Here is a 26,267-nt window from a genome sequence, read left to right as displayed (position 1 = left end):
TTTCTAACAATTCCGCAAAAAAAGACGCATCACCCTTTCAAAATTTTCCTTGATTGGTTATGCGTATTTTTAATTTTCTTTTATTTAATTTTTATAAATGGAGAAATGATATCAATTTTCTCATTTATATTTTTATGATATGCTCCTTAGAATTTTTCTATTTCTAATTCTTCTAACGTGCTAACCGGTGATAGGCAGCTTCCGTTTTCACATAAATAATATTGTGAACCTTGCTGCGGAATCGGATAAGAAGCCGTAAAAGGCGCCAGTTTTTCCAGTTTATCTCGGTTCTCGGCATTTTTTACAAGTACCGTAAGATTGGGACGATAGGTTTTGAGCGAATTCGTCCATTCACTAGGCACCTCAGCTTGAGATTGGACACAAACCAATTCCTGAGAAGGATAGAAAACACCCATTAAGGCAATCATGGATACACTATGCCCAAGCGGATTCGCTTTTACTTCTCCCGAAATGAATTCAAGCTGCTTGTCTCTAGCTTCCTTCCACTTGATTTCACCTGTATACTTTGCCAGATCATCAAATACCAAGGTCGCTATCGAATTACCGGAAGGCAAAGCACCGTCATACACTTCTTTTGGTCTGCTGATCAGCTGTTCGCTATCGGCGGCGTATAGGTAACAGCCTCCTTCGCCCTCATCAAAGAACAAAGACATGATCTGTTCTGCTGCACGGATGGCTTCCTGTAAATAATCCACACAAAAAGTATTTTTATACAATTCGATTAGTGCAAAGGCATAAAAAGCATAGTCATCCAATTGTCCCGTATGCGCGGTTTGCCCCTCTCGCCAGCGAATATACAAGCGTCCCTCTTCATCCGTTAAATTCTTTGCAATAAAAGTCTGTGCTTGTTGAGCGGCCTCTAAATACACGGGATCCTCCAGCAATATACTTGCTTTTGCCAGAGCAGCTATCATCAAAGCATTCCACGAAGTCAATACTTTATCATCTTTATGCAAAACCGTACGATGGAGCCGATATTCATAAAGTTTTCGGCTGATCTGCTCGATGTCTTCAATTTTCCCTTCATAGTTCGGATTTTCAATCAGATTGGGAATACTTTTGCCTTCAAAATTACCGCGTTCCGTTACAGCATACCATTTGCAGAAGAGTTCGCCGTCTGTGTCTCCCACTACCTGTTTAATTTCTTCCGGTGTGAAAACATAATACTTCCCTTCTACGCCTTCGCTGTCTGCATCTTGTCCGCAGTAGAATCCGCCCTCTTCATCTGTTAGCTCACGCAATACATAATCTAAGGTTCTCTTTGCTACTTCACGGTAAAGAGATTTGCCGGTAAACTGATACGCCTCTGCATAAACATAAGCAAGCAGTGCATTATCGTAAAGCATCTTTTCAAAATGAGGAACCAGCCACTTTTCATCCGTTGAGTAACGAGAAAATCCGCCCCCGATATGATCAAACATGCCACCTTTAAACATTTGATCTAAGGTATGCGTCACGATACCTTGCACCGCTTGATTTTTTTCCAAGAAAGCATAGCGCAGAAGAAAAAGCAAATTATGAGGAGTCGGGAATTTAGGAGCCGGTCCAAACCCACCCCATTGCTTATCATACACATGACGGAATAAAGTAACACCATTATCGATAAGCTCTTTTGTCGGTTCTACTCTGTCTTTCCTTGATTCTCTGTGTTTTTCCAAAGCTGTTATAATCTCATCTCCGGATTCTATCAATCTTTTACGGTTTACTTCCCATTGCTGTATAATCGCATCCAACAGTTCAAGCAGCCCTACATGACCGTATTGGGACCGTTTAGGCAAATAGGTCCCTGCCCAAAACGGCTTTTGCTCCGGCGTCATCACAATCGTCAGCGGCCAGCCTCCCGATCCTGTCAAAGCCTGACAAACGGTCATATACACGGAGTCCACGTCCGGACGTTCTTCCCGGTCTACTTTGATGCATACAAAGTTATTATTAAGCACCTCCGCTACCTCATGATCCTCAAAAGACTCATGGGCCATCACATGGCACCAATGACAGGTGGAATAACCGATACTTAAGAAGATTGGTTTTTCTTCTGATTTTGCCTTTTTAAAAGCTTCTTCTCCCCACGGGTACCAGTTGACAGGATTGTGGGCGTGCTGAAGAAGGTAAGGAGATTTTTCATTTATTAATTGATTTGATTTTATATTGTTAGGCATAGCATCACTTCCTTTATTTTCTTATATTTAATTATTGTACCCGCTTTGTTGGAAAGTAATAAAAAAGATTAGGAGTTTCCTAATCTTTGAGATATAGAAAAATAAATTTTGCATTTTATTTATTCTTTTGCAATTTTAATATTAGCAATTATAGTTGTCCAGAAATTTAAGGAGCATATATTTGCAAAGTCTGGAAGAATTCTCTCTACCATTTGTGCTCTTCTATTTATTAGCGCCACACCCTTTGACTTGATACCCAATCTATTGTTATCGTATCTACCTTATACAAAATTTCTTCATTTATCGTATCTTCTAGAATTAGCCCATCCTGAACAGCGATTCGCGAATCTGAAACTTCAATTGTTATTTTATATGCTAATAAACTAGCCTCTCGGCTGATTGCCATTAGTTTTTCTCGACTCATTCCAACGATTAAAGCTTCTTCTATTTTTTCTGTTATTAGAGATTCATGGAAACTTAAATTTATCATTTTTTTCATATCCTCTTTCAAATTCTTCTTATCAACTTCAATAAACATAGCCCATTTCCATGTGCAATAGGATATTCTATATCCTACCCAATGATTATATTTTTCTTTAAAATGTCGATCTTTCTTTCTGAAATTATTTGCATACCTCTTAATAAAATATGTAGATGATTTTCATTTTATCATACCACAATAGTAACTTCCGCTACTTTTTAATCCTTTTTACTTACAGAGCAATCCTTTATAAATTTCTAAATCTTGGTCTTTAAACACGTTAAAAATAATCCTTTCAATTTTGTCAGGATCTTTCTCTAAAAATGACTGAACCGATTTTATTGCAATTATTGCCGCTTCATCGCTTGGAAAGTGAAATTCACCAGTTGAAATACAACAAAAGGCGATACTTTTAATATTATTTTCAAGGGCAACCTTTAAGCAAGATTCATAACAATGCATTAAATCTTGTTTTAGATCTTCTGTCAAATGCCACGATACAATCGGTCCAACTGTATGGATCACATATTTTGAGGGCAAATTAAACCCTTCCGTGATAACAGCACTTCCTGTTGGTTCTTCATAGGTGGGATCTTCTTTTCGTTTCTCCGTCATATATTGATGGCAAGCATCACGAAGCTGAATTCCTGCTGCGGAGTGAATTGCGTTGTCAATGCATTTATGGCAAGGAATAAAGCAACCTAACATCTGAGAATTAGCGGCATTTACAATAGCGTCCACATGGAGTCTCGTAATATCCCCCTTCCACAATGAAATTCTATCTGCAAATTCTATATTTGAATTATAGAACTCTTGAATTGTAGGAATTTCACTCAAAGTCACAATGCCTTTTTCTTCAGCTGCACATTTTAGATACCTATCTTGTATTTTCAGGAACTTCTCCGAAATTGGTTTCGACGTTCTAATATTCATTAAAGACCTTAATAGTTTTTCTGGCTCTGAGCGCATTTCTTCTAGGTGCTTACAGGCTGATGATTCAAGGCAAAGCTCATCGATTAAATATTCTAATCTTTCCTCCTGGTTTTTCAACATTTCCAGTTACCTCCCAACCAACTCTTCCACAACGTCTGCAATGTCTGCATTTATGCAAATAGATTTCTCAGCGATGTCATTCAGAACATTTGCTTCATCTAAATTAACACACACATATTTCGCATTTTTCATGCGGTATGTCATTTGCCAAAACGGGTATTTGATAACCATCGGCGTATTCATCCCAACACCTAACTCAAGAAAAAGTATTCTTTTGGCCTGGTTGTAATGTAAGAACTTCTGATATCGCCTATTGGCCTGATTCCATTTTTCATTTTCTACAAAATATGAATCACTTCGCAAATTTACTTCCATATTTCCACCGCACTTAGGGCATTTGGGTATAAGTTCTCTTGGAATCTTGCAATCTTTCTGCTTCTCAATCATTTTCCTAACCTGAATCTCGTTATCATACAATTTTTTATGGCAAGCCCGTTTACATTGAAAAAGTCCGTAGTCTCCCTGTGTAGCAAATATTTTTTCATCATCAAATCCCGCAAGCCAAAACTGATGATCCACATTGGTTGTAAGTACAAAGTGATTTCCTTCCTTGACCAACTGATATAAATCCATATAAACTTTTCCTTCTTGAATATCATAGCGATTATAGTAAATGTGCCTGCTCCAATAGGCCCATTTTTCTTCTTGGGTTTGAAATGGATAAAATCCAGCAGAATACATATCCTCCATCCCATATCGTTCTATAAATTCACTAAAATAATCTTCGAACCGTTTTCCGCAATACGTTAATCCTGCCGCAGTGGAAAGTCCTGAACCGGCTCCTATAACAATCGCCTCTGCATCCTTTATATATTTTGTAATTTGTTCAATTTTTTTGTTGTTCATGTTTCTCCCTTTTCTAATGTTTTCAATAGTCCCTTGCGTGTATAAATGCCATCTCATCGCCAAAGTGAAAATACCGGAGTCATTATAGGACTCCGGCATTAAACTTCTTGTTATGATATTGCCCTAATCAAATGACTAAAGATTGTATTCTTGAGGCGGATTCCCTGAAAAATCTGCAATGGTTGCTTTTGCCCCTTCTAAATAGAATACTTCAAATATAGGATTGGAGGCCTCGTTATACTGTCCCTTTACGATAGGATTCAGCATACAAGCTTCTTTGATATCCATATTATTTTCAAAAACAACCTTTCCGTTTAAGCGTATCCACGCGTAAGTAGGGCTTGATATGGATAGTTCTACATTTGGATTTACTATCATTTCTTTATAAACTTGCTTTTGGGTATTGGTGCAAAACCAAAGTTTTCCGTCCTGTGCAACGGCAAACATAAAAGGTCTGCATTTCGCTTTACCATCCAGTCCAATGCTTGCTAAATACTGTACCGGATTTTCATTTAAAAATTTCACTACTTCTTTCATTTTGTATCCTCCTGCCATCTTGACATTTATTTTGTTTAACCTTATATTAGTTTTAAAAGTATATTTAGTAAAGTAAGCACTTTTTTGTGCCGTAGTTACCAATAGGATACTATTGGAGGAAGTGTGGGTTATATGCAAAAAGAATTACCTGCTTGTCCGGTTGAAACAACACTCATGTTAATCAGCGACCGTTGGAAGGTTTTAATTTTAAGAGATTTATTAGATGGCACCAAAAGATTTGGAGAATTAAAAAAGTCGATTGGGAGTATTACACAAAAAGTATTAACTGCAAATCTCCGTTCAATGGAAGAATGCGATTTACTGACAAGAAAAGTGTATGCCGAAGTTCCTCCTAGAGTGGAGTACACTTTAACTGAAACAGGGTATAGTCTAAAACCGGTTTTAGATGCCATGACAGTGTGGGGGACTGAATATAAAAAGAAATATACGGGACAAGTATAAATGCATAAAAACTGAATTTGTGCTGTTGACAATTCAGGTTATATTATAATACGCCTATATATATTAAATGCAGCGTAGGAATCAAAAACATTAAAATGCCAATACAATATTGATAAAAAATAATATCGTTCATATATTTTTTAATACTTATACTTTTTCTATCTATTAAAATTTGAACAAATACAATGCACACATACAAAATGCTAATTAAAATAAAATTATTGTCACGATTAATAAAAGATACGACTGGAATTGCTCCATTGTTTTCAACGTTTATAAAATTTAATTTCATATATGGATACCCTATAAAATTTATTATAAGTCCAGCCCATATCACATTAAAAATCTTTAAACTTATATTATTGGGAATAACAACCTTCTTATCTTTTGAGAATAAATAGAATGGAATTAATACTAAAATAGAACCATATATCCCGAAAATATAACTTAGTCCTATAATATTAGAATAACGATATGCAATAAAAGTAAAAATAATTATAATTAAATTTAATATAATCTTCTCACATCTATTCTTATTTATATTTATACTTTTTACATCTTTTACATAGGCTAAATAATTTGATAATAAAATAACCGCAAAAGATTGAATTAGGATAGTAACTTTCAAAGATGTGCATACAGTTAAAATAGGAGTTAAGAACATTAAATAGGCACTTATAATAACCAGTAATCTTATGAAAATAATCATATGATAAGTTCTCCTTCATTCTTTAATATAAACTTATAAAAGGCAGCGATTCCTTTCAGTTATGCTTCATCTTCAGGGAATAAAAAAGGTATAGAAATAGCGAAGGGTAAGGGCTTAATAAAAGCGGCTCTTACCCTTATTTGTATTATACAAATTCTTTCAAGCACGTCAAGAAAATTAAAGAAATGCTCGATCTGATTCGATGATCCATTGGTTCGGCCTACCAGTCAACCGGAAGATACTTAAATAGGTCAGTTGCCTCATCCTCTTCTAATTGACCATTAACCTGTTGCATCCCTCCATCGACATATTCATTATTTTGAATTTCTTTAATGTTCGATAAAATAATAGCGGCTAAAAACCCGAAAATCGAAATGTAAATGATTATTCTGCTTTTCAAATTACTCATCTCCAATCTGCTCTCTTTTACTTATTATGCACTCTTCTCAAACTTTTTATCGCCGACCGAAAAACCGAGTATTTTCAGGCATCTTATTCCAACATTTTTTGGCAATTTGTGACATCTATAAATTCGTGTAACCCATAAGATACGCATCTACTTCTCTAGCCGCTTCACGACCTTCCCTAATACCCCATACTACTAAGGATTGTCCCCTGCGCATATCTCCTGCAACAAATACCTTCTCTTTACTTGTTTTATAATGTTCCCCCAACGTTGTTACAGTACCCTTATCGTCCAGTTCCACACCGAAGGCTTTTGCCACATGCTCATCGCTTCCTATAAACCCTGCTGCAAGTAAAACCAAATCTGTCTGAACAGTCTTTTCTGATTTCTGAATCTCTTTCACAACTGACTTTCCGCTTTTCTCATCTTTACCATATTCCAATTTTACAAGAATCGCTTGCCTAACCTGTCCATTCTGATCTAAGATGAATTCTTTCACTGTTGTTTGAAACTCCCTGGGATCTTTCCCGAATACAGCAATGGCTTCCTGCTGTCCGTAATCAGTTTTTAAGACTTTAGGCCATTGGGGCCACGGGTTATTTTCTACCCTGTGCGTCGGAAGTATGGGCATCATTTCCAGCTGCAATATACTTTTTGCACCATGCCTTATGCTTGTTGCCACACAATCATTCCCTGTGTCCCCGCCACCGATAACAAGGACATTTTTCCCTTTTGCCGAAATATAACTCCCCTCTTTCAATTGATTGTCAAGCAAGGATTTTGTAGTGGACTTTAAAAAGTCTACAGCAAAAACAATGCCTTTCCCGTCTCTTCCCGACACCTTGATATCTCTCGGTATTGAGCAGCCGCATGCCAGCACCACGGCATCAAATTCTTTTATTAATGCATCTGCCTGCTTTTTCGAAAAAATGGCTTCTCCAAGCCTGAACTCAATGCCTTCTGCCTTCATCAAATCCACTCTTCTTTTGATCACATGCTTCTCGAGCTTCATATTCGGGATTCCATACATGAGAAGCCCTCCTGGGCGATCTTCTTTTTCAAATATCGTTACTGCGTGCCCTCTAAAATTTAGTAAATCTGCTGCTGCCAACCCTGCAGGACCTGAACCGATTACCGCGATTCTCTTCGTTGATCTTGCCTGAATCCTTCTTGGTTGCATCAGCTGATAATCATATCCATTTTCAATAATGGCAAGCTCATTCTCTCTAATAGAAACACCTTCCGCATGTAAGGAACAAGTACATGCTTTTTCACAAGGAGCAGGACAAACTCTTGAAGTGAATTCCGGGAAACTATTCGTCTTCAATAAACGCTTTAATGCCTCTTCATAGTTTCCGTGAAATACATGATCATTCCATTCGGGAATCAGGTTATTCAGCGGACAGCCTGACACCATTCCTCCCAGGTCCATCCCCGATTGGCAGAACGGAACGCCGCAATCCATGCATCTGGAAGCCTGTTCCATTTGTTCTTCTTGAAGAAGAGAAACATGAAATTCATTATAGTGCTTCACTCGTTCTAGCGGCTCAGCGGCCTCACTGGTACGTCTTTTATATTTTAAAAACCCTGTTGCTAAGCCCATTCCTGTTCCCCTCCTTTACTTTCATAAAAAGCTTTCACAAGTGCCTGTTCTTCGCTCACTCCGATTTCCTCATACTTTCGAATCAATGAAAGCATATTTTTATAATCATATGGTATGATTTTTTTAAATTTCGGCAGATATTCGGTAAAATTATTTAAGATGTGAGTTCCTTTTATAGAGTTTGTTGCAAAAACGTGCTCTTTGATTAATTCATTCAACTCGAGAACATCTTCACTTTTGCTCACTGACTCCAAAGAAATCACTTCTTTATTTAATTTCGAATATAAATCCCCGTTTTTATCAAGAACATATGCGAAACCGCCTGACATACCGGCTGCCAGATTATTACCGGTAGTCCCCAATATGACGACTCGACCCCCTGTCATATATTCCAAGCCATGGTCTCCGACACCTTCCACAACGGCATCCGCACCGGAATTTCTTACACAAAAGCGTTCTCCTGCAACTCCGCTGATAAAGGCTTTACCGGATGTTGCCCCATATAGTGCAACATTTCCGATAATCATATTTTCATCGTGTTTAAAGGTGGATTTTTTATTCGGATAAACAATAATGATGCCTCCCGACAACCCTTTGCCCAAATAATCGTTACTATCTCCCTCTAATTCAAGGGTTAAGCCTTTCGGAATGAAAGCCCCGAAACTCTGTCCTCCGTACCCCCTCGATTGGATACGATAGGTATCCTGTTCCAAGCTCTGTCCAAATTTTCTGGTTAGCATAGAACCTAATATGGTACCAAAGGTTCTGTCCTGATTGTCTACCTCCACTTGTATTGTTTTAGGCTCACCCTTTGCAATGGATTCCTTCAATCTTTCATAAAGTACCGTCATATCCTTGGTCTTATTTAGTTTAAAGTCATAGGTATTTTCTGCTACATGAATACAATTGAGTTTATCCTGTGGGATACCGTTTTCCCATATCTTTGCAATATCCAAACGATGATATTTTTTAAGATTTAAACCCACTTTTGCCTTCAACATATCTGTTCTTCCAACCATCTCATCAATTGTTCGGAATCCGAGTTTTGCCATATATTCTCGAAGTTCCTCTGCAATAAATTGCATAAAATTGATTACATATTCCGGTTTACCGGCAAATCGTTTTCTTAATTTCGGATTCTGTGTAGCGATGCCGACAGGACAAGTGTCTAAATTGCAAACCCTCATCATGACACATCCCATCGTTACAAGCGGAGCCGTAGCAAATCCGAATTCTTCTGCGCCCAGTAGCGCCGCAATAGCGACTTCTCTGCCGCTCATCAGTTTTCCATCTGTTTCTAATACCACACTTTTTCGGAGCCCGTTCATCAATAACGTCTGATGCGCTTCCGCAAGCCCCAACTCCCACGGAAGTCCTGCATGATAAACAGAATTTTTCGGAGCTGCCCCCGTGCCTCCGTCATATCCGGAAACTAAGATCACTTGTGCTCCTGCTTTAGCGACACCTGCTGCAATTGTGCCTACTCCTGCTTCAGATACAAGTTTAACGGAAATTCTGGCATCTGAATTTGCACATTTGCAATCATAAATCAGTTGAGCCAAATCCTCGATAGAATAAATGTCATGGTGCGGAGGCGGAGAAATGAGTCCCACTCCTGTGGTGGAGTGTCTCGTTTTAGCAATCCAAGGATAAACCTTGTCGCCCGGAAGTTGTCCTCCCTCTCCAGGTTTTGCACCTTGTGCTATTTTTATCTGAATTTCTTTTGCACTCACTAGATATTCGGAAGTAACACCAAAACGTCCTGATGCTACTTGTTTGATTGCACTGCATAGATTTTTCCCATCTGCTCCAATGGTAAATCTTCTTGGAGCCTCTCCACCCTCACCACTATTGGATTTTCCTTGCAATTTGTTCATTGCGATTGCCATCGTTTCATGCGCTTCCTGAGAAATAGAACCGTATGACATTGCTCCTGTTTTAAACCTTTTTACGATGGATTCCACACTTTCTACCTGTCCAATCGGAATGGGGTTATTCTTGTAGTTAAAATCCATTAAAGCTCTTAAATGACTCGGCCCAAGCTCCTCATTGACCATCCTCGTGTATTCTTTAAATAGTTGATAGTCTCCTGTTCGTGTAGCTACTTGCAACGTGTGAATGGTCTTCGGGTTGTATAAATGCTCTTCTTTACCGCTCCTCACTTTGTGACTGCCCATACTTTCCAAATTCAAATCTTGGTTTAATCCAAGCGGATCAAAAGCCGCGGAATGTCTTACATCAACTTCCTCTTCAATGTCTTTTAACGTAATACCGCCAACCCTACTTACTGTATTGGTGAAATATTTGTCAATAACATCCTTACTGACTCCGACCGCTTCAAAAATTTGAGCGCCTTGGTACGACTGTATCGTAGAGATGCCCATTTTAGAAGCAATTTTTATAATTCCATGCAAGATGCCATTCGTATAATCATCAACCGCCGCATAATAATCCTTTTCAAGCAAATCCTCCTCTATCATTTGTTTGATGGTATCCTGCGCTAAATAGGGATTAATTGCACTTGCGCCGTATCCTAACAAGGTTGCAAAATGATGCACCTCTCTCGGTTCTCCACTTTCTAAGATCAACGAAAGTGACATGCGCTTTCTGGTGTTGACAAGGTATTGTTGGACTGCAGAAACTGCAAGCAATGAAGGGATCGGAACTCTGTATTCATCTACATCTCTGTCCGATAATATAATGATATTCGCCCCGTCTTTGAAAGCTCTGTCCGTTTGAATAAACAGATTATTCAACGCCTTTTCAAGGGAGCTGCCTTTATAATATGTAATCGGTACGGTAGCCACCTTGAATCCTTCTGCCTTCATATTCTTTATTTTCATAAAGTCCGTATTGGTTAGGATCGGATTCCGAACAGATAATAATCTGCAGTTTTGATGGCTATCCTTTAAAATGTTTCCGTCTTTGCCAAGGTAACTATAGGTCGAAGTGATAATCTCTTCTCGGATTGCATCAATCGGCGGATTGGTAACTTGAGCAAACAATTGTTTAAAATAGTCAAAGAGTGGTGTATGAGCTTGGGATAAAGCGGCAAGAGGTGTATCCGCACCCATTGCAATGGTAGGTTCTGCTTCATCCAGTGCCATCGGCAGCAAATAGTTTTTTACATCCTCATAAGAATAGCCAAAAGTCTTCTGCAATCGGGCAAGTTGTTCTCCTTTGTAAAACGGTACTTTCTGATTTGGGATATGCAATTCTTTCAGATGAATTAAATTATTCTCAAGCCACTCTCCGTAAGGCTGCTTTCCGGAGTAATACTCCTTTAACTCCTTATCTTTGATAATTTTTCCTGCTTTTGTATCGATCAAGAGCATTTTGCCGGGATGAACCCTGCCCTTCATTTCAACCTCTTCCGGAGCGATTTCAAGTACGCCCACTTCAGAAGATAGAATCAAATTTTCGTCTTTGGTCACATAATATCGAGAGGGACGCAGCCCGTTTCTGTCAAGCACTGCACCTACAAGGTCTCCGTCACTAAATACGATGGAAGCAGGGCCATCCCAAGGTTCCATCATCGTTCCGTGATAAATATAGAAATCTTTCTTCTTTTGACTCATCGTTCTGTCATTGCACCATGGTTCCGGTATGCACATCATTACTGCCTTCGGGAAGTCGATTCCTGACATAACCATAAATTCTAACGTATTATCCAGCATTGCGGAGTCCGAACCCCAAGTAGGAACTACCGGAAGAACTTTATAGAAATCTTCACCCAATATATCGGAGGACATATTTTCTTCTCTGGATAACATTTTATTGACATTACCTCGAATGGTATTAATTTCTCCATTATGAACAATATATCGATTCGGGTGTGACTTTTCCCAAGAAGGCATGGTGTTTGTTGAAAATCTGGAATGCACAATGGCAATGGCTGAAATGAAATCTTGATCTTGTAAATCTTTATAGAAAAGCCTCAGCTGATTCACAAGGAACATTCCTTTATAGACAATCGTTCTGCTGGAAAGGGAACAGACATATGTGCTGTTGTTTTCGTTATCGTTGCTATTTTCAAATATCCTTCTGATTACATATAATTTTCTGTCAAAATCGATTCCCGACTTAAGATTTCTCGGCTTGTCGACAAATCCCTGGTAAATCGCAGGCTTGCAGTTCAATGCTTGTTTACCAAGCACTTTATTTGCAGTTGGAACTTCTCGCCATCCCAAGAATTTTAATCCTTCTTTTTCGACAATAACTTCAAAACGCTTTTTAGCTTGATTTCTCAAAAGCTCATCTTGCGGTAAGAAGAACATTCCTACGCCAAAGTCTCCGCTAGATGAAAATTCAATATTCTTGACGTTTTTTATAAAAAAATCTCGAGGAATTTGTGTCAGTATTCCAACTCCGTCTCCCATCTCTCCCGTTGCATCCTTTCCCGCTCTATGCTCAAGACGTTCTACAATGGTAAGGGCATCATAAACGGTTTTATGCGTTTTAATCCCCTTGATGTTTACGATTGCTCCTATGCCACAATTATCATGCTCAAAATTTTTATCATATAAACTTCCTATCATTTTAGGGTTCTCTTGATCTGTTTGGCTCATTTTTATCGACCTCCTTTACGCTTTTCTCAAAGTGCTATTCTTCAAAAATAATTCTTACGCTACCGTATTTAGCCTTGATATTTTTTAATTTTTCAGATAAGTTTTAAAACATGTTTGTATTTTACAAATTCAATAGATTATTGTCAATACTTTTTGTTCAAAAAAACAATTAACCGAAAATTAAAAAATGTTATTGACAAATGATTATTTGCCCGCTAAGATTAAACACTATAAAGCAACGGAGCTTCAAACAAATTATTTTTCTTAAATTAACCATCGTTATTCCTTTATTTCTAAGTAAAAATAAACTTCATAAGATATTAGACAATGGCGTCTGAGTATGTATATACATGTTCAGACGTCTTTTGTTTTTTATAAATAAAGCTATACAAAACTTATAAAACAGATAGGAGGAGATTTTATGAACACTGGAGATATGGCTTTTATACTAATCGCATCAGCATTGGTGCTCTTTATGACACCGGGACTCGCTTTTTTCTATGGAGGTATGGTACGGAGAAAAAATGTGTTAAATACGATGATGTCATCATTTTTTATCATGGGGCTAGCCTCAGCATTATGGGTAATCGTAGGCTATTCACTCAGCTTTGGGGGAAATACGGGGGGCGTTATCGGCACATTGAAATGGGTCGGCTTACACGGAGTAGCCATCGATGTAGCAGGGCCTTATTCCAGCACCATCCCTAATCTTGCCTTTGCAACGTTTCAAATGATGTTCGCCATTATCACGCCTGCACTGATTACAGGATCGGTTGCAGAACGCATGAGTTTTAAGGCATTATTCGGGTTTATCGTTTTATGGTCATTACTTGTATATTACCCACTGGCTCATATGGTCTGGGGCGAAGGCGGATTTTTAGGATCTGTATTGGGTTCTGTTGATTTTGCAGGCGGAAACGTCGTACATATCAGTTCAGGAGTCAGCGGTTTGGTATTATCTATCATCCTCGGAAAAAGAAAAGGATACAGTATCGCATCCTATCGTACTCATAATGTACCATTTATCATTTTAGGAGCGTCTATCCTTTGGTTTGGTTGGTTCGGCTTCAATGCAGGCAGTGCTCTCGGTGCAAACGGTCTTGCCGTACACGCTTTCATGGCAACCAACACCTCAACGGCATTGGCAATGCTTTCATGGATGCTGATTGACGTGATTAAACAGGGTAAGCCAACGGTGGTAGGTGCTGCAACCGGTGCTGTTCTCGGGCTTGTTGCCATCACACCGGCAGCCGGGTTCGTTCCAATTTGGGCTTCCATGATTATTGGCACTTTGGTCAGCCCGATTTGTTACTTTGCAATGTCTGTCATAAAGAAAAGATTCGGATACGATGATGCGCTCGACGCTTTTGGATGTCACGGAATCGGCGGTATGTGGGGTGGTATCGCTACAGGCATTTTTACCAATACCTCTATCAACAGCTCCGCAAAATGGGATGGTTTAATCTACGGAAATTACCACTTGTTCGTTGCACAGATTTTAAGTATCCTCATCACGATTGCCGTTGCCATCATCGGCACCATAATCTGCGCTGCCATCGTAAGAATATTTACTCCGCTTAGAGTATCCGAATCCGATGAAAAAATCGGACTTGATATTACTCTTCACGGAGAAAATGCCTATCCGGCTTTTAACGGGTTAGACTAATATACCCTCATTCACTTAACGAAAGGAGTGTTACCACATGTTTAAAATCGAATCCATTGTCAGAGAAGAAAAATATGAAGAGATTAAAAGTGTGCTCAATGAAATAGGAGTTCACGGTATTACCGTTTCCCAAGTCATGGGTTGCGGAATGCAGAAAGGCTATGAAAGCATAGTCAGGGGAACAAAAGTCGATATCAATATGCTCCCGAAAATAAAATTTGAAATCGTCGTATCCAGCAAAGATTGGGCCGATAAAACGGTAGAGGCCATTACCAAAACTGCTTATACCGGAAATATCGGAGACGGCAAAATATTTGTATATGAGATTCTCGATGCTGTTCGTATCAGCACAGGTCAAACCGGTCCTGAAGCAATCTATTAGTTGTACCCGCTTTATTAGGAAGCACTAAAAACGGGAGTATTGAAATTGATTCAACACTCCCGTAATCTTTAGCCTATTATTTTTCTAAATAGGCTTCCAGCATCCATATCAGCTTTTCATACGCACCGACATAACCATTAAATTGGTCTTCCGTTACTCCATCTCCTGCTTCCCCAGCCAGTCCACGAATTTCTTTGCTGGCTTCATTAAAGGCTTTAACATCTGCCAGTAAAACATTTACCGCTTCCTGTCCCGCTATTTTTGTGTCATCCAGCTCACGGACACCAGATACTTCCAACGCTTTTTTCACACTGCCGATTGGCTTCCCGCCCAGGGCAAGAATTCTTTCGGCAACATCATCGGCCACAGTGGCAGTTTGATTGTATAATTCTTCAAATTTGGCATGCAAGGTGAAAAAAGAACTCCCCGCTAAATACCAGTGTAAATTATGCAGCTTTACATAAAAAATTTGCTGGTCTGCCAGAAATATATTCAGTTTGTTGATTAAGTTCATACCATTCATCTCCTTTTCAAAACATTCATATTACATATAGTTATCATATGCTAACTCAATTGTACCATTCTTTTCTATTTTTGCAAACCCTAATTATAAAATGTACCGTTTTTTTACTTTATTCTATACGAAGCAGAAGGAGGTCCGAAAAACAATAGATTGACATTGGTATATAATAATTAGTATAATCAACACAATAAGTTAGCATAAGATAACAAATTCCATAGAATAATAATGGATGCGTCTTCTATCGTTGAAAGGAAGGAGAAATATTATGTTTGAACAAGTAAAATTGACTTATTCGTTTGATGCATTGGAACCACACATTGATGCGCTAACGATGGAAACCCATTATACAAAACACCATGCAACATATACAAAAAATCTGAACGATGTGGCTGAAAAAGCCAATATTGTCGGACAATCCATTGAGGATATCTTGTCGCAATGGAAAAAAAATGCCTCTGATGAGACAAAGGCTGCGGTACGCAATAACGGCGGAGGCTTTTACAACCATAACCTCTACTTCGGTCATCTGGCACCGAACACAGGCGGAGAGCCCAACGGTGTATTAGCGGAGAAAATTAACCAAACGTTTTCTTCTTTTGGTGATTTTAAAAATCAAATCAGCAAGGCAGCTATAGGTCAGTTCGGCTCCGGTTGGGCTTGGCTTGCGACAAACAGCGAAGGAAACTTACAGATCATGACAAGCGCCAATCAGGACAACCCTCTCTTAGAGACGGAAGGAATTTGGCAGCCGATTTTGGCCCTTGATGTTTGGGAGCATGCCTATTACTTGAAATATAAAAATCTGCGTGCGGATTATATACAGGCTTTCTTCGAGGTAGTCAATTGGGATCAGGTTGCTCACAATTATGAACAGCGACGAAGATAAAATTTATTTTCTATTAAAAGAACCTTGAAATCGCTAAAATTTCAAGGTTCTTCATTTAAATAAGTCAAAATTCTTTCTCATTCTAGGTACTCTGAGTATTGATACAGGTATATCTCCGTTAATCCAGAAGTTCTAGAAATTCTCCGTATCCTTCCTTTTCCATTTCTTCTTTCGGTATGAATTTCAAGGATGCACTGTTGATACAATACCTCAAGCCACCCTTTTCAATCGGCCCATCCTCAAATACATGACCCAGATGAGCATCTCCCGTATGACTCCTTACTTCCGTCCGCCTCATGTGATGACTATGATCCATTATTTTTTTGATTGTGTTTTCATCGATTGGCTTCGAAAAGCTAGGCCATCCGCAACCAGATTCAAATTTATCACTTGATAAAAAAAGGGGTTCCCCAGTTGTAATGTCCACGTAAATCCCTTTTCTAAACTCATCAAAATATTCATTTTGAAAAGGTCGTTCTGTGTTATTGTTCTGAGTTACTTCATACTGGATTTTCGTTAATTTTTTTTCTAATTCTTCTTTTGATTTTTTTAAATATTTATCACTATTCAAGAGTAAATCACTTCCTTTATTTTTCATATATCAATAAATTGGGCATTGTCTTATTCATCCTATTACCAGCTTTCTCTTATGCGCCGTAATTTATACCTGATCCTTTATCTCCCCATTTGGCTTGGATCTTTCTCCCGGATGGGTTGATATATATCCAATTCACAGTAATTATCGTTTGATAAGTTGGTATTTATATATTCAAACCTAAATTTAGCTGCGGACTGAAAACCGGAATCGATAATCCAATTTCGGTATAAATGAACCAGCAGACGTCCTACCTGCCTGCCTTTTATATCATCCGGCCGGAAAAACCCTACAAACCGAAATACTACATATTTATGCGCCGGAATCGTTATTCCGGTCATTCCTTCCGGCAAAGCACTTAAGTCCGGTACCTCCACCGATGGTACATAATAAATATATCCGTCTTTGTACCCGCTCCAATCCGTATATCCATAATACACCTTGTCGTCTATAGTTTTCTCTATTCTCTTTTTATCATCATAAAAGAATTGTCGTCCGTAAAAATTCGCCGTATTGTCTCCGGATCGGCTTACTATTTTATGTTTACTTCCTGCAAGATAAAATTTCTGCCGAAAGACATAAAATGGCCGATACGTAATCGAGTTATTCACGGATAGAATATCACTTGCATTGATCTTTTCGGTTATGTTAATGGATACTTGTTCAGACCGGACTTTAAAAGGCGTATAGCCGAAGCGCTTTTTAAACGCTCTGATATACGACTGCTCGTGGTCAAACCCATAATCCATCGCAATATCAATCATTCTCATATTGCTATTCACCAGTTCCTGGATACTGGAAGACAGCTTACGGGCTTGTACATATTCAATTATGGACTCTCCTGTCAGCGATTTAAACATCCTGTGCATATAATACTTTGAAATGCCTATCTCGCGGGAAATATCATCAAGGCTTATTTTATCCCCTATATTTTTTTCAATATAATTTACACAAGCCACGATCATTTCTTTTGAATCTATCATAAAATCACCTAAAAATGTGGCTTCGCCACTCTGCACTGCCCTTTTTATCTGTTAGGAAAATCAAACGATATTTTCTAACAGATAAAAAGCAAGTTTGGTTCATTTTCTATAGATTATAAGGAGTATTCTTTATTTTGTAAACAGTATTAGTAGAAAACAAGGAGGTTATTCTTATGAATAGACGCGTAGTTATCACCGGCATGGGCGCAATAACACCTTTCGGGAACGGCGCATTAACATGCTGGCAAGCTGTTAAGGAAGGTAAATCCGGCATAAGCCTTATAGAAAGAGTCGATGTTTCCGATCTTCCGGTGAAAGTTGCAGGAGAAATCAAAAATTTCAATCCAAATGAATTCATCGATAAAAAAGAAGTGAAACGAATGGATCGGTTCTCTCAATATGCGCTTGCGGCGGCACAGTTAGCCATTGAAGAATCCGGTCTGGATTTTCAAGCAATAAATACGGAAAGAGCGGGTATCCTAATCGGTTCCGGTGTCGGTGGGATAGAAACCATCGAAAATCAATACCACGTTTTATCCGAAAAAGGAGCAGGAAGAATCAGTGCTTTCTTTGTTCCCATGATGATTTCAAATATCGCTTCCAGCTTAATCGCCATGAGATATGGCATAAAAGGTTTTACGGAATGTGTGGTGACGGCTTGTGCCTCCGCTTCAAATGCCATAGGGGATGCTTATAAAATGATTCAACGAAATGAAGCCGACATTATGATAGCAGGAGGTGCGGAAGCGCCCATCACTAAACTTTCGTTGGCTGGTTTCTGTGCGAATAAAACATTGAGTAAAAATGAAGACCCGGCTTCTGCAAGCAAACCTTTTGACGCAGAGAGAAACGGCTTTGTTATGGGAGAAGGCTCCGGAATTCTTGTATTGGAAGAAATGGAGCATGCCATTAAAAGAGGCGCAAACATTATTGCCGAGGTAGTCGGTTACGGTTGTACCAATGATGCGTATCACATCACCAGTGTCCCTGAAGACGGAGAAGGTGCTGCCCGGTGCATGCGGCTTGCTCTCGAAAATGCCGGTATCAAGGCCGAAGACATCGGCTATATTAATGCACATGGAACATCAACCGTTGTCAATGACAAAAGCGAAACGGCAGCGGTGAAGTCTGTGTTTGGTGAATATGCATACCGATTGCCTGTCAGCTCAACAAAATCTATGACAGGGCATCTGCTTGGTGCTTCAGGTGCTATTGAAGCAATTATTATAGCGTATGCTGTTAAAGAAAAATTCTTACCGCCTACCATAAACTATACTACCCCCGACCCGGAGTGTGATCTTTACTATATTCCAAACCAAGGAATTTCTGCTGACATCATGTATGCCATGAGTAATTCCTTTGGCTTTGGCGGACACAACGCAACACTTATATTGAAGGCTGTAGAATAGCATAAAAAAACCACTAACCTTTTACCATTTAGCCTAACACATGCAGTTATTATAAACTTAATACAATTGGCACATTTTATTATTTTTTTAATGGTTTCAAATTCTTAAATTTAAAACTATCGGTGTTTGCAGTCATAAGATGACTTTAAAATATAAGTTATTCTCTATTCCTATTGAATGATTCCAATGACATATCAGAAAGTAATTAAAATATATTCCTTCATACCATTTTGGCATAATAATTGCTCTTAATATCTTAATCGAATACAGCTCTATGCTGACTTTACGGGCAGATTCGAAAGTAAGCTATGTAAAATGATGACTAAAAGGAGTAATATTTTATGAGAATTGTAGTATTAGACGGATATACAACCAATCCCGGCGACTTATCCTGGGATAAGATCAAAGAAATGGGTGGACTTACAGTCTACGACAGAACCTCCTCGGAGGAAATCGTAGAACGCGCAAAAGATGCCGATGTTGTTATCATCAATGCAGTTGAATTGACGGCAGAGACCTTAAAGCAACTGCCAACATTAAAATTGATCTCGCTTCTTGCAACCGGCTATAACAATGTGGATATTCCGACGGCACGTGCACAGGGAATTGCCGTATGCAACACCCCTTCTTATTCGACAGAAGCCGTATCCCAGCATACCATTGCACTCTTGCTCGAGATTACGAATCACGTCGCGCTTCACAGTGAAGCGGTTCATAACGGGGCTTGGTATCAATGTCCCGATGATTGCTTCTGTATCAACCCGCTTTCGTTATTGGACGGAAAAACTCTAGGTATTGTCGGCTACGGCAATATCGGAAAAAGAGTAGGACGAATCGCCGAAGCCCTTGGGATGAAAGTGATTCCTTACAGCAAGGATCCGGAAGCGGCTATCAAAGCTGATGTGCTTACCTTACATTGTCCCGTTACCGCAGAAAACAGAAATATGATTAACGCAGCGTTTATTTCACGAATGAAAGATGGGGCTATTTTATTGAATGCTGCCAGAGGAGGCTTAGTCGATGAAGATGCCTTGTTGGAAGCCCTAAAATCCGGTAAGATCGCTGCTGCCGGTATTGATGTAATCAAAACTGAACCGCCGAAGAAAATGGAAAGCAATCCGCTGATTGGAGCTCCAAATTGTTTTGTTACACCGCACCATGCTTGGATGCCGCTTGAGACAAGACAATTGCTTCTTGATATTGCTTATAAAAATATCCAAAGCTTTGTGAATGGCGAAATGATTAATCGTGTTGATGTATAACTCTGCTCTCACCTGCCGAGAAAATGATCAGTCATCGGAATTATCGTTTAAGAATGCTCATCCATAATTTCTGATTCGTTATTCATCACAAAAGGGAGAGCGCTCCACAGCATCCGAAGATCTATGAAGCGCTCTTCCTTTCCATTGTGTTTCAAATGGTATTAAAAATTCTCAGTTAATCCTAATAGTGATACTTAAATAGGATTGCTGGCGTCTGACTTATAAGCACATGCTGAAAATATTTTCAATATCCTTCTGATTTAAAGGCTTAAATCCAGGTAATACACTTCCTCCGCAAGCCTTCTCTGCCATGATACTAAAATTGGAATCATCTATTCCGATTTCTGTAAACGTACGTTGTAAACCCAATGTATTGAACAAGAAATCAGACAACAGGTCCATACTCTTTTTAGCTACCTCCATCGGTTCTGCATTCTTATCAATGTCAAAGACATTTACACCGAACTGATAAAATTTTGATACCGTTGTTTCATCTAATGTGTATTCCAGCCAACGCGGAGTTAAAATAGCCAGCCCCAGACCATGCGTAATATCATAAATGGCCGAAAGTTCATGTTCCATTGGATGACAGCTCCAGGCCTGCCGTTTCCCACCATTGATGAATCCATTGATCGCCCAAGATGAAGCCCACATTAGATTTGCACGAGCCTCATAGTTATCCGGCTCTGTTAAGGCGATTGGTGTATATTTAATGACGGTTTTCATCAACCCTTCCATGACACAATCCAACATATATAAGTCTTGATTCCTATTAAAATAAACTTCCATGATGTGACTGAGTATATCTGCTGCCCCGCATGCGGTCTGATAGGCATCTACCGTATACGTGTTGGTAGGATCAAGAAAGGATACCCTCGGGAATAATGCAGGATGCATCAGCCCAATTTTATCCTTTGTCTCCATATTGCTTATTACGCCAGCTGCATCCATCTCAGAACCTGTGGCTGATAAGGTCAAGATCGAAACAATAGGGAGACTCTTGGTAATCCGAGTTTTTCGTGTCAAGATATCCCACGCATCACCCTCATAATAGGTTGCAGCACCAATAAATTTTGTTGCATCGATGGTAGAACCTCCACCTACGGCCAGTAATACGTCAATCTTCTCCTTTTTACAAATAGTTGCCCCTCTATTGACCGATGTCACTCTTGGATTTGGTTCTATGCCGGAGCATTCGAATAGCTCTAGTCCGGCATTCTTTATTTCAGCTACGACTTTATCGTACAATCCGATGCTTTTTATAGAGCCTCCCCCGTATACCATTAATACACGTTTCCCGTATTTCGATAATTCTTTGCCTAAATGTCCAAGTTGATTCTCACCAAAATATACTCTTGTCGGAATATCATAAATAAAGCTGTTCATAATTACTCTCCTTTTCTGCAACTATTTATGTGTTGTTTTATTTTTTCTACACTTAGCTTAACATCTTCACTCAGCCCTATGTCAAGCACTTTGTTCAGTCATAATACTCACATTTGCGACTTGTCCACTTCATCTTTGACTTATTCATGATTGCCGGTTCAAACTTGTTGACAACAATCAAATTTCCAAGTATAATCCCATTAGTCCATAACTGGACTAATGGGATTATTTATTATAGAAAGAAGATTTTATTATGGAATGGATTTATTTAGGTCTTGCGATTATATTTGAAACGTTAGGAACCACTTGTATGAAGCTATCTGATGGGTTTACAAAAATGCTGCCGGCCTTAGGAACACTAATAACATATGGCCTCTGTTTTGCTTTTTTAGCAAAAGCATTGACTAAAATACCGGTCAGTGTCGCCTATGCTATATGGGGGGCAGCGGGAATCCTTATCATAGCTGCAATTGGGATATTCTTTTTTAAAGAAACGATTAATGCACTAAAAATATTCTCCATACTGTTTATTGTGTTGGGCGTTATTGGACTGAATTTAAGCAGTACAACCCACTAGATAGTGGCAAATAAAAGGAAGGATATATACCATGGAAAGGATAAAAAACACGTGGATGAAAAAACAGATTTAGACAATATAATAGACATTTATTATCAAGCATGGTTTAAGATTGGTGACATTTATCATGCTTGGTCAAAGAAGCACCATATCAATGATACGACGCTATTTGTTTTGTATGTCATAAAAGAAACGTCACCTTATTGCACGCAAAATAAAATCTGCAATAAATTATATCTTCCGAAGCAAACGATCTCCTTGATATTATCCGGCCTTGAAGCAGATGGCTATATTCTCAGAGAATTAAACCCAGCAGACCGAAGAAATAAAATCGTTACCTTCACAAAGCAGGGAGAGCAATATGCAAACAGCTTACTTCTTGAACTGAAAGCAGCAGAAATAGAAGCCTTCAGTGATCTCCCAAAAGAGCAAGTTCAATCTGTGATCGATGCCTTTTCTATATTACCTAGTTTGCTAGAAAAAAGTCTTATTAAATAAAAATGGAGATTGTCCCAAAACAACAATGCCTGCTCACTGATTCCCGCCAGACGATAAAGCCACCTTCAGAATCAGACTGAACGTGGCTTTATATTTTTCAACTACCCCTTTTATTTTTACTCAGCGGTTCCGATAATTTCCTTTGCCATTTCTGCAAGCTCATCCTTCGGAAGCTCATATCCTCTATCCATCAAAGTATATGAGATGTCATCTTTTTCCCATTGTATGAATTGAACTTTATCCGTTTTCTCTTTATCTGCTCCATAGCTTATCCACAGTTCCCCCTTCTCCATTTTCTGATTTTCTTCTTCCGTCGGCACATAGCCTTCTGGCACCAGTTTGGACTCAACGTAAGAATACTTCAGGTCTATATTCCCATCCTTGATAAGCTCCTGTTTTAAGTCCGAGTCACTGGAAAAATCAGAAAAACCCCGATTGGTCGAAAGTGTCATGATCTGGCCTTTCTTAGAATCTGCTTTTTCATAATAGAAAGTAATCCCTTTCCCCTCTGCTACCGGATTATTGTCCGCATCATTGGCTTTGATATCGTCCACGCTTGCTTCTTTGAAAGCAAATCCGTTTGAAAATTCATCCAGATAATCCGGAATATAATTGACAGCACTTTTCACTTGCCGCTCCGCAGGATATTCCTCAAAAGTTTTTGTCGAGAAACTTACATAACTATTGATTCGAGATGCCGCAAAACAAGTTGCTGCCGATAATATGAAAACAAGAATTATGATAACAACTGGATTCATTCTTTTTATTTTTTTCGTATAATTCATAGAACAATACTCCCTTTCTTTATAATATATTTCTGTTTGAATTTTTCTAACCAACGTGCCGTCCGGCACGATCCCGTCGGCTTTTTCCTTCAACGCATGCGCAATGCATTGATCAAAGAACTGATTCGGATTCGGCTTTTCCATAATATCTATCCTCCTTTAATCGCATGAAATCAATACTGCTTTTCAGCTCTTTCCGAGCAAAATACAATCTCGACTTAACCGTGCCTTCCAAACAGCCCACGACTCGCGCAATTTCCTTTGTGCTTAGCTCACAATAATAATAGAGCATTATGGTGTCCCGCTTCTTTTTATCAAGTTTCTGTATTTGCTCATACAATTGGATCGATGTTTCCGATTCCAAATACTGCTGCTCAACGCTCTTCACCCCGGGGCCGTTAGCTTCGTCATAGACATGTTGAACCGGCACAAGCTTTCTCTCCTTTTCAGCAACTCTCCATGCTATCCGTACAAGCAATCGATAGAACCAAGTTTTAAAGCATTCTGGGTTCTTAAGTCTGCTTATTTCAAAATAGCATGTAACAAACGCTTCCTGAACTACGTCTTCTGCGGAGGCTTGATTACCCGTAATTAGGTAAGCTGCTCTTACCGCTTTCAGCTCGTATTCTTCGAAAATTTTACGAAAGGATTCGGAATCGCCTTTTTGGATATTTACAATTAGATTAGATTCATTCATGAAACCTCCTCCTTATTCGGTGCACCTATATATAAGAGACATGAAACGGGTAATCCGTTCAAATTTTTATAAAAAAATTTTATCTCAAGCTATTCAAATCCCAGTAAATAGTATATCGTTCAATTAATGTGGAGCCACTAATTTCAAACCGACAATTCCGGCTACGATAAGACCAATACAAATTAGTCGAATCGCATCTATTGATTCACCGAATAATATGATTCCTAAAATAACAGTGCCAATCGTACCTATCCCGGTCCAAATAGCATATGCCGTTCCTATCGGAAGACTTTTTAACGCTATTGATAGAAAATAAAAACTTGCGATCATACCAAGTATCGTAAAAATACTAGGTGCAAGCTTTGTAAACCCTTGCGAGTACTTTAATCCTATAGCCCAACATACCTCAAACAGTCCTGCTATAACCAACATTACCCATTGCATTGTTTTTACTCCTTTCTGCTGTCAAAAACTTAAATTCAGAAAATAAAAAAGCCAAGGATGATATTCAACATATCTCCCAGGCTTTTGTCCTTCCGTGTATACAGCTGCGCTGTACGTTTTATCTCGGACCAAACCAGTCTCCCATCTGAAACTGTGGAACCCTATAAAACTTTTTATTTATATTTGATGCCTTGACTATAGCAAAAAAACTCAATGGTGTCAATACATCGCTTCATTAAGCATCCTTTCGCTGATCTTTTAATGGTTAAGCCATATGCTCCACTAGCTGTATTAACATACCATCCGGATCTTTGATAAAAAAGAATTTCACATGTGGATTTGGCTGAATCGGGCCACTCACAACAGGGATACCTTTTTCCTTAACAAGCTCGAGTGCCTTATCAAGAGACTCGGTTTCAAACCCCCAAGAAATATCCTTTCCTACATTAGTATCTCGGCTCTCACCATCGCATACAAGCTCGATTTTAGTTTCACTATCGCCTAAAAAGACAATCTCTTTACTTGGTCCCCCGTTAAATCGCCTTGCCACCTCAAGTCCAATTATTTCTGTGTAAAATGCAATGGACTCTTCCAAATTTTTTACTCTTAACGTGCTCCAACAAAATTTCATAGTACTTCCTCCTTGTAAAAAAATTAAATTAATAAAATAACATCGACTCGTAAACAATTTTATTCGCTATCGTTTCTTTTGCTGTCACTGGTTACTTTACTTTTAGCTATTGTAAAATAGAGAATAAAAGTTATTCAATGTCAGAATTAAGTTTATTCTTTTCATTGCTAACATTGTTAAGAATCCTTTTTAACACGTTGATTGTTTCTTCATACTCTTTTGGAGATAAATCTTTTGAATAAATTTCTATTAGTTCCAAAAAAGTTGAACGAACTATTGGGACTATTTGTTTTCCTTTTTCAGTCAAATACAACCGATAATACCGCCTGTCATATTCATCTTGCTCTCTTGTTATATAGCCGCTATTTACTAAATTCTTGACTGCTTTCGCAGTTGTTGACTTACCTATATGCAGACGTTCACTTAGCTCCTTTTGACTTAATCCTTCATGATTTGAAATGACAAAAAAGAAATCATATTGTCCATTATTAATGTCAATTTGCTCCAATTTATAGTTCATAATACTCTGCACATTCCTATGAATTGCTGCAATATACTTACCAATTGACTCTTTAACCATTGAATTCCTCCTTCAAATAGTTTCTTTTGCAACTATTTGAAGTATAGATCCTATTAGTTTCATTTGCAACTGTTTTATATGGATTATGTATTTTTAAAACATGGATTTTTATCTTTTT

General features: G+C 38.6%; 26 protein-coding genes and 1 riboswitch. Of the genes, 8 read left to right on the top strand and 18 right to left on the bottom strand.

Features of this window, described 5'->3' with window-relative positions; all coding sequences use genetic code 11:
* Positions 1–146: 146 nt before the first annotated feature.
* The 5 genes from JYB65_RS09080 to JYB65_RS09060 all read right to left on the bottom strand — a co-directional run bounded on the left by JYB65_RS09080 (position 147) and on the right by JYB65_RS09060 (position 5,097).
* The gene (locus JYB65_RS09080; protein ID WP_206582349.1) at positions 147–2,180 is read right to left on the bottom strand and encodes a thioredoxin domain-containing protein; all 2,034 of its coding nucleotides are present in this window, start codon (positions 2,178–2,180) and stop codon (positions 147–149) included.
* A 229-nt stretch (positions 2,181–2,409) separates the two neighbouring features.
* The gene (locus JYB65_RS09075) at positions 2,410–2,718 is read right to left on the bottom strand and encodes a hypothetical protein (RefSeq protein WP_206582348.1); all 309 of its coding nucleotides are present in this window, start codon (positions 2,716–2,718) and stop codon (positions 2,410–2,412) included.
* A gap of 171 nt (positions 2,719–2,889) precedes the next feature.
* On the bottom strand, positions 2,890–3,714 hold the full coding sequence (locus tag JYB65_RS09070) for a protein-ADP-ribose hydrolase (protein ID WP_206582347.1): 825 nt from the start codon (positions 3,712–3,714) through the stop codon (positions 2,890–2,892).
* Positions 3,715–3,720: 6 nt separating this feature from the next.
* Complete coding sequence (locus tag JYB65_RS09065) at positions 3,721–4,560, bottom strand: SIR2 family NAD-dependent protein deacylase (protein WP_206582346.1); 840 nt, start codon at positions 4,558–4,560, stop codon at positions 3,721–3,723.
* Positions 4,561–4,695: 135 nt separating this feature from the next.
* Positions 4,696–5,097 (bottom strand): pyridoxamine 5'-phosphate oxidase family protein, encoded by a 402-nt coding sequence (locus JYB65_RS09060; RefSeq protein ID WP_206582345.1) that lies wholly within the window; start codon positions 5,095–5,097, stop codon positions 4,696–4,698.
* Between the two features lie 132 nt (positions 5,098–5,229).
* Between JYB65_RS09060 and JYB65_RS09055 the strand changes: the two genes are divergently transcribed.
* Positions 5,230–5,559: a winged helix-turn-helix transcriptional regulator gene (locus JYB65_RS09055; protein ID WP_206582344.1), complete on the top strand. Its 330-nt coding sequence runs from the start codon at positions 5,230–5,232 to the stop codon at positions 5,557–5,559.
* 43 nt (positions 5,560–5,602) lie between these two features.
* On the opposite strand, the gene JYB65_RS09050 is transcribed toward JYB65_RS09055, so the two are convergent.
* From JYB65_RS09050 to gltB, 4 genes are all read right to left on the bottom strand, one after another.
* Entirely contained in the window at positions 5,603–6,268 is a 666-nt protein-coding gene (locus JYB65_RS09050; RefSeq protein WP_206582343.1) for a hypothetical protein, read from the bottom strand.
* Positions 6,269–6,488: 220 nt separating this feature from the next.
* A complete protein-coding gene (locus tag JYB65_RS09045; RefSeq protein ID WP_206582342.1) occupies positions 6,489–6,668 on the bottom strand; it encodes a hypothetical protein in 180 nt (59 codons plus the stop codon).
* A 124-nt stretch (positions 6,669–6,792) separates the two neighbouring features.
* Complete coding sequence (locus JYB65_RS09040; RefSeq protein WP_206582341.1) at positions 6,793–8,277, bottom strand: glutamate synthase subunit beta; 1,485 nt, start codon at positions 8,275–8,277, stop codon at positions 6,793–6,795.
* Positions 8,268–12,845, bottom strand: coding sequence for a glutamate synthase large subunit (gene gltB, locus JYB65_RS09035; RefSeq protein WP_206582340.1), 4,578 nt, complete (start codon positions 12,843–12,845; stop codon positions 8,268–8,270). The genes JYB65_RS09040 and gltB overlap by 10 nt, the downstream gene beginning before the upstream one ends.
* A gap of 421 nt (positions 12,846–13,266) precedes the next feature.
* Here gltB and JYB65_RS09030 point away from each other — a divergent pair, with 421 nt between their 5' ends.
* Both JYB65_RS09030 and JYB65_RS09025 read left to right on the top strand, forming a co-directional pair.
* Positions 13,267–14,511 carry an ammonium transporter gene (locus JYB65_RS09030; RefSeq protein WP_206582339.1) on the top strand — a complete coding sequence of 415 codons (1,245 nt, stop codon included), beginning with the start codon at positions 13,267–13,269 and terminating at the stop codon, positions 14,509–14,511.
* Positions 14,512–14,548: 37 nt separating this feature from the next.
* A complete protein-coding gene (locus JYB65_RS09025; protein WP_206582338.1) occupies positions 14,549–14,893 on the top strand; it encodes a P-II family nitrogen regulator in 345 nt (114 codons plus the stop codon).
* A gap of 76 nt (positions 14,894–14,969) precedes the next feature.
* On the opposite strand, the gene JYB65_RS09020 is transcribed toward JYB65_RS09025, so the two are convergent.
* A complete protein-coding gene (locus JYB65_RS09020; protein ID WP_206582337.1) occupies positions 14,970–15,407 on the bottom strand; it encodes a Dps family protein in 438 nt (145 codons plus the stop codon).
* Between the two features lie 274 nt (positions 15,408–15,681).
* Between JYB65_RS09020 and JYB65_RS09015 the strand changes: the two genes are divergently transcribed.
* On the top strand, positions 15,682–16,302 hold the full coding sequence (locus tag JYB65_RS09015; protein ID WP_206582336.1) for a superoxide dismutase: 621 nt from the start codon (positions 15,682–15,684) through the stop codon (positions 16,300–16,302).
* A 118-nt stretch (positions 16,303–16,420) separates the two neighbouring features.
* Here the strand turns inward: JYB65_RS09015 and msrB are convergent, their stop codons facing one another.
* Both msrB and JYB65_RS09005 read right to left on the bottom strand, forming a co-directional pair.
* Entirely contained in the window at positions 16,421–16,873 is a 453-nt protein-coding gene (gene msrB / locus JYB65_RS09010) for a peptide-methionine (R)-S-oxide reductase MsrB (RefSeq protein WP_245156643.1), read from the bottom strand.
* Between the two features lie 104 nt (positions 16,874–16,977).
* On the bottom strand, positions 16,978–17,880 hold the full coding sequence (locus JYB65_RS09005; protein WP_206582334.1) for an AraC family transcriptional regulator: 903 nt from the start codon (positions 17,878–17,880) through the stop codon (positions 16,978–16,980).
* 173 nt (positions 17,881–18,053) lie between these two features.
* Here JYB65_RS09005 and fabF point away from each other — a divergent pair, with 173 nt between their 5' ends.
* On the top strand, positions 18,054–19,289 hold the full coding sequence (gene fabF / locus JYB65_RS09000) for a beta-ketoacyl-ACP synthase II (protein WP_206582333.1): 1,236 nt from the start codon (positions 18,054–18,056) through the stop codon (positions 19,287–19,289).
* Between the two features lie 341 nt (positions 19,290–19,630).
* Positions 19,631–20,551: a D-2-hydroxyacid dehydrogenase gene (locus tag JYB65_RS08995; protein ID WP_206582332.1), complete on the top strand. Its 921-nt coding sequence runs from the start codon at positions 19,631–19,633 to the stop codon at positions 20,549–20,551.
* Between the two features lie 219 nt (positions 20,552–20,770).
* On the opposite strand, the gene JYB65_RS08990 is transcribed toward JYB65_RS08995, so the two are convergent.
* Positions 20,771–21,937, bottom strand: coding sequence for an iron-containing alcohol dehydrogenase (locus JYB65_RS08990; protein WP_206582331.1), 1,167 nt, complete (start codon positions 21,935–21,937; stop codon positions 20,771–20,773).
* Positions 21,938–22,190: 253 nt separating this feature from the next.
* Between JYB65_RS08990 and JYB65_RS08985 the strand changes: the two genes are divergently transcribed.
* Together JYB65_RS08985 and JYB65_RS08980 are read left to right on the top strand one after the other, a co-directional pair.
* Positions 22,191–22,514 (top strand): DMT family transporter, encoded by a 324-nt coding sequence (locus JYB65_RS08985; RefSeq protein ID WP_206582330.1) that lies wholly within the window; start codon positions 22,191–22,193, stop codon positions 22,512–22,514.
* A gap of 51 nt (positions 22,515–22,565) precedes the next feature.
* Positions 22,566–23,012: a MarR family transcriptional regulator gene (locus JYB65_RS08980; RefSeq protein WP_206582329.1), complete on the top strand. Its 447-nt coding sequence runs from the start codon at positions 22,566–22,568 to the stop codon at positions 23,010–23,012.
* Between the two features lie 116 nt (positions 23,013–23,128).
* Here the strand turns inward: JYB65_RS08980 and JYB65_RS08975 are convergent, their stop codons facing one another.
* The 5 genes from JYB65_RS08975 to JYB65_RS08955 form a co-directional block, all read right to left on the bottom strand.
* Positions 23,129–23,941 carry a hypothetical protein gene (locus JYB65_RS08975; protein ID WP_206582328.1) on the bottom strand — a complete coding sequence of 271 codons (813 nt, stop codon included), beginning with the start codon at positions 23,939–23,941 and terminating at the stop codon, positions 23,129–23,131.
* A complete protein-coding gene (locus tag JYB65_RS08970; RefSeq protein ID WP_206582327.1) occupies positions 23,910–24,494 on the bottom strand; it encodes an RNA polymerase sigma factor in 585 nt (194 codons plus the stop codon). The genes JYB65_RS08975 and JYB65_RS08970 overlap by 32 nt, the downstream gene beginning before the upstream one ends.
* A 123-nt stretch (positions 24,495–24,617) precedes the next feature.
* Entirely contained in the window at positions 24,618–24,938 is a 321-nt protein-coding gene (gene sugE, locus JYB65_RS08965) for a quaternary ammonium compound efflux SMR transporter SugE (RefSeq protein WP_206582326.1), read from the bottom strand.
* A gap of 71 nt (positions 24,939–25,009) precedes the next feature.
* A riboswitch (guanidine-I (ykkC/yxkD leader) is annotated at positions 25,010–25,114 on the bottom strand.
* 89 nt (positions 25,115–25,203) lie between these two features.
* The gene (locus tag JYB65_RS08960) at positions 25,204–25,569 is read right to left on the bottom strand and encodes a VOC family protein (RefSeq protein WP_206582325.1); all 366 of its coding nucleotides are present in this window, start codon (positions 25,567–25,569) and stop codon (positions 25,204–25,206) included.
* A 130-nt stretch (positions 25,570–25,699) separates the two neighbouring features.
* The gene (locus tag JYB65_RS08955; protein WP_206582324.1) at positions 25,700–26,149 is read right to left on the bottom strand and encodes a MarR family winged helix-turn-helix transcriptional regulator; all 450 of its coding nucleotides are present in this window, start codon (positions 26,147–26,149) and stop codon (positions 25,700–25,702) included.
* Positions 26,150–26,267 lie beyond the last annotated feature (118 nt).

Source organism: Clostridium aminobutyricum, assembly GCF_017255415.1.
In the GTDB taxonomy this organism is placed as follows: domain Bacteria; phylum Bacillota; class Clostridia; order Peptostreptococcales; family Anaerovoracaceae; genus Aminipila; species Aminipila aminobutyrica.
The sequence above is the reverse complement of the archived record's forward strand: the minus strand, read 5'-3'. Positions and strand labels throughout refer to the sequence as shown.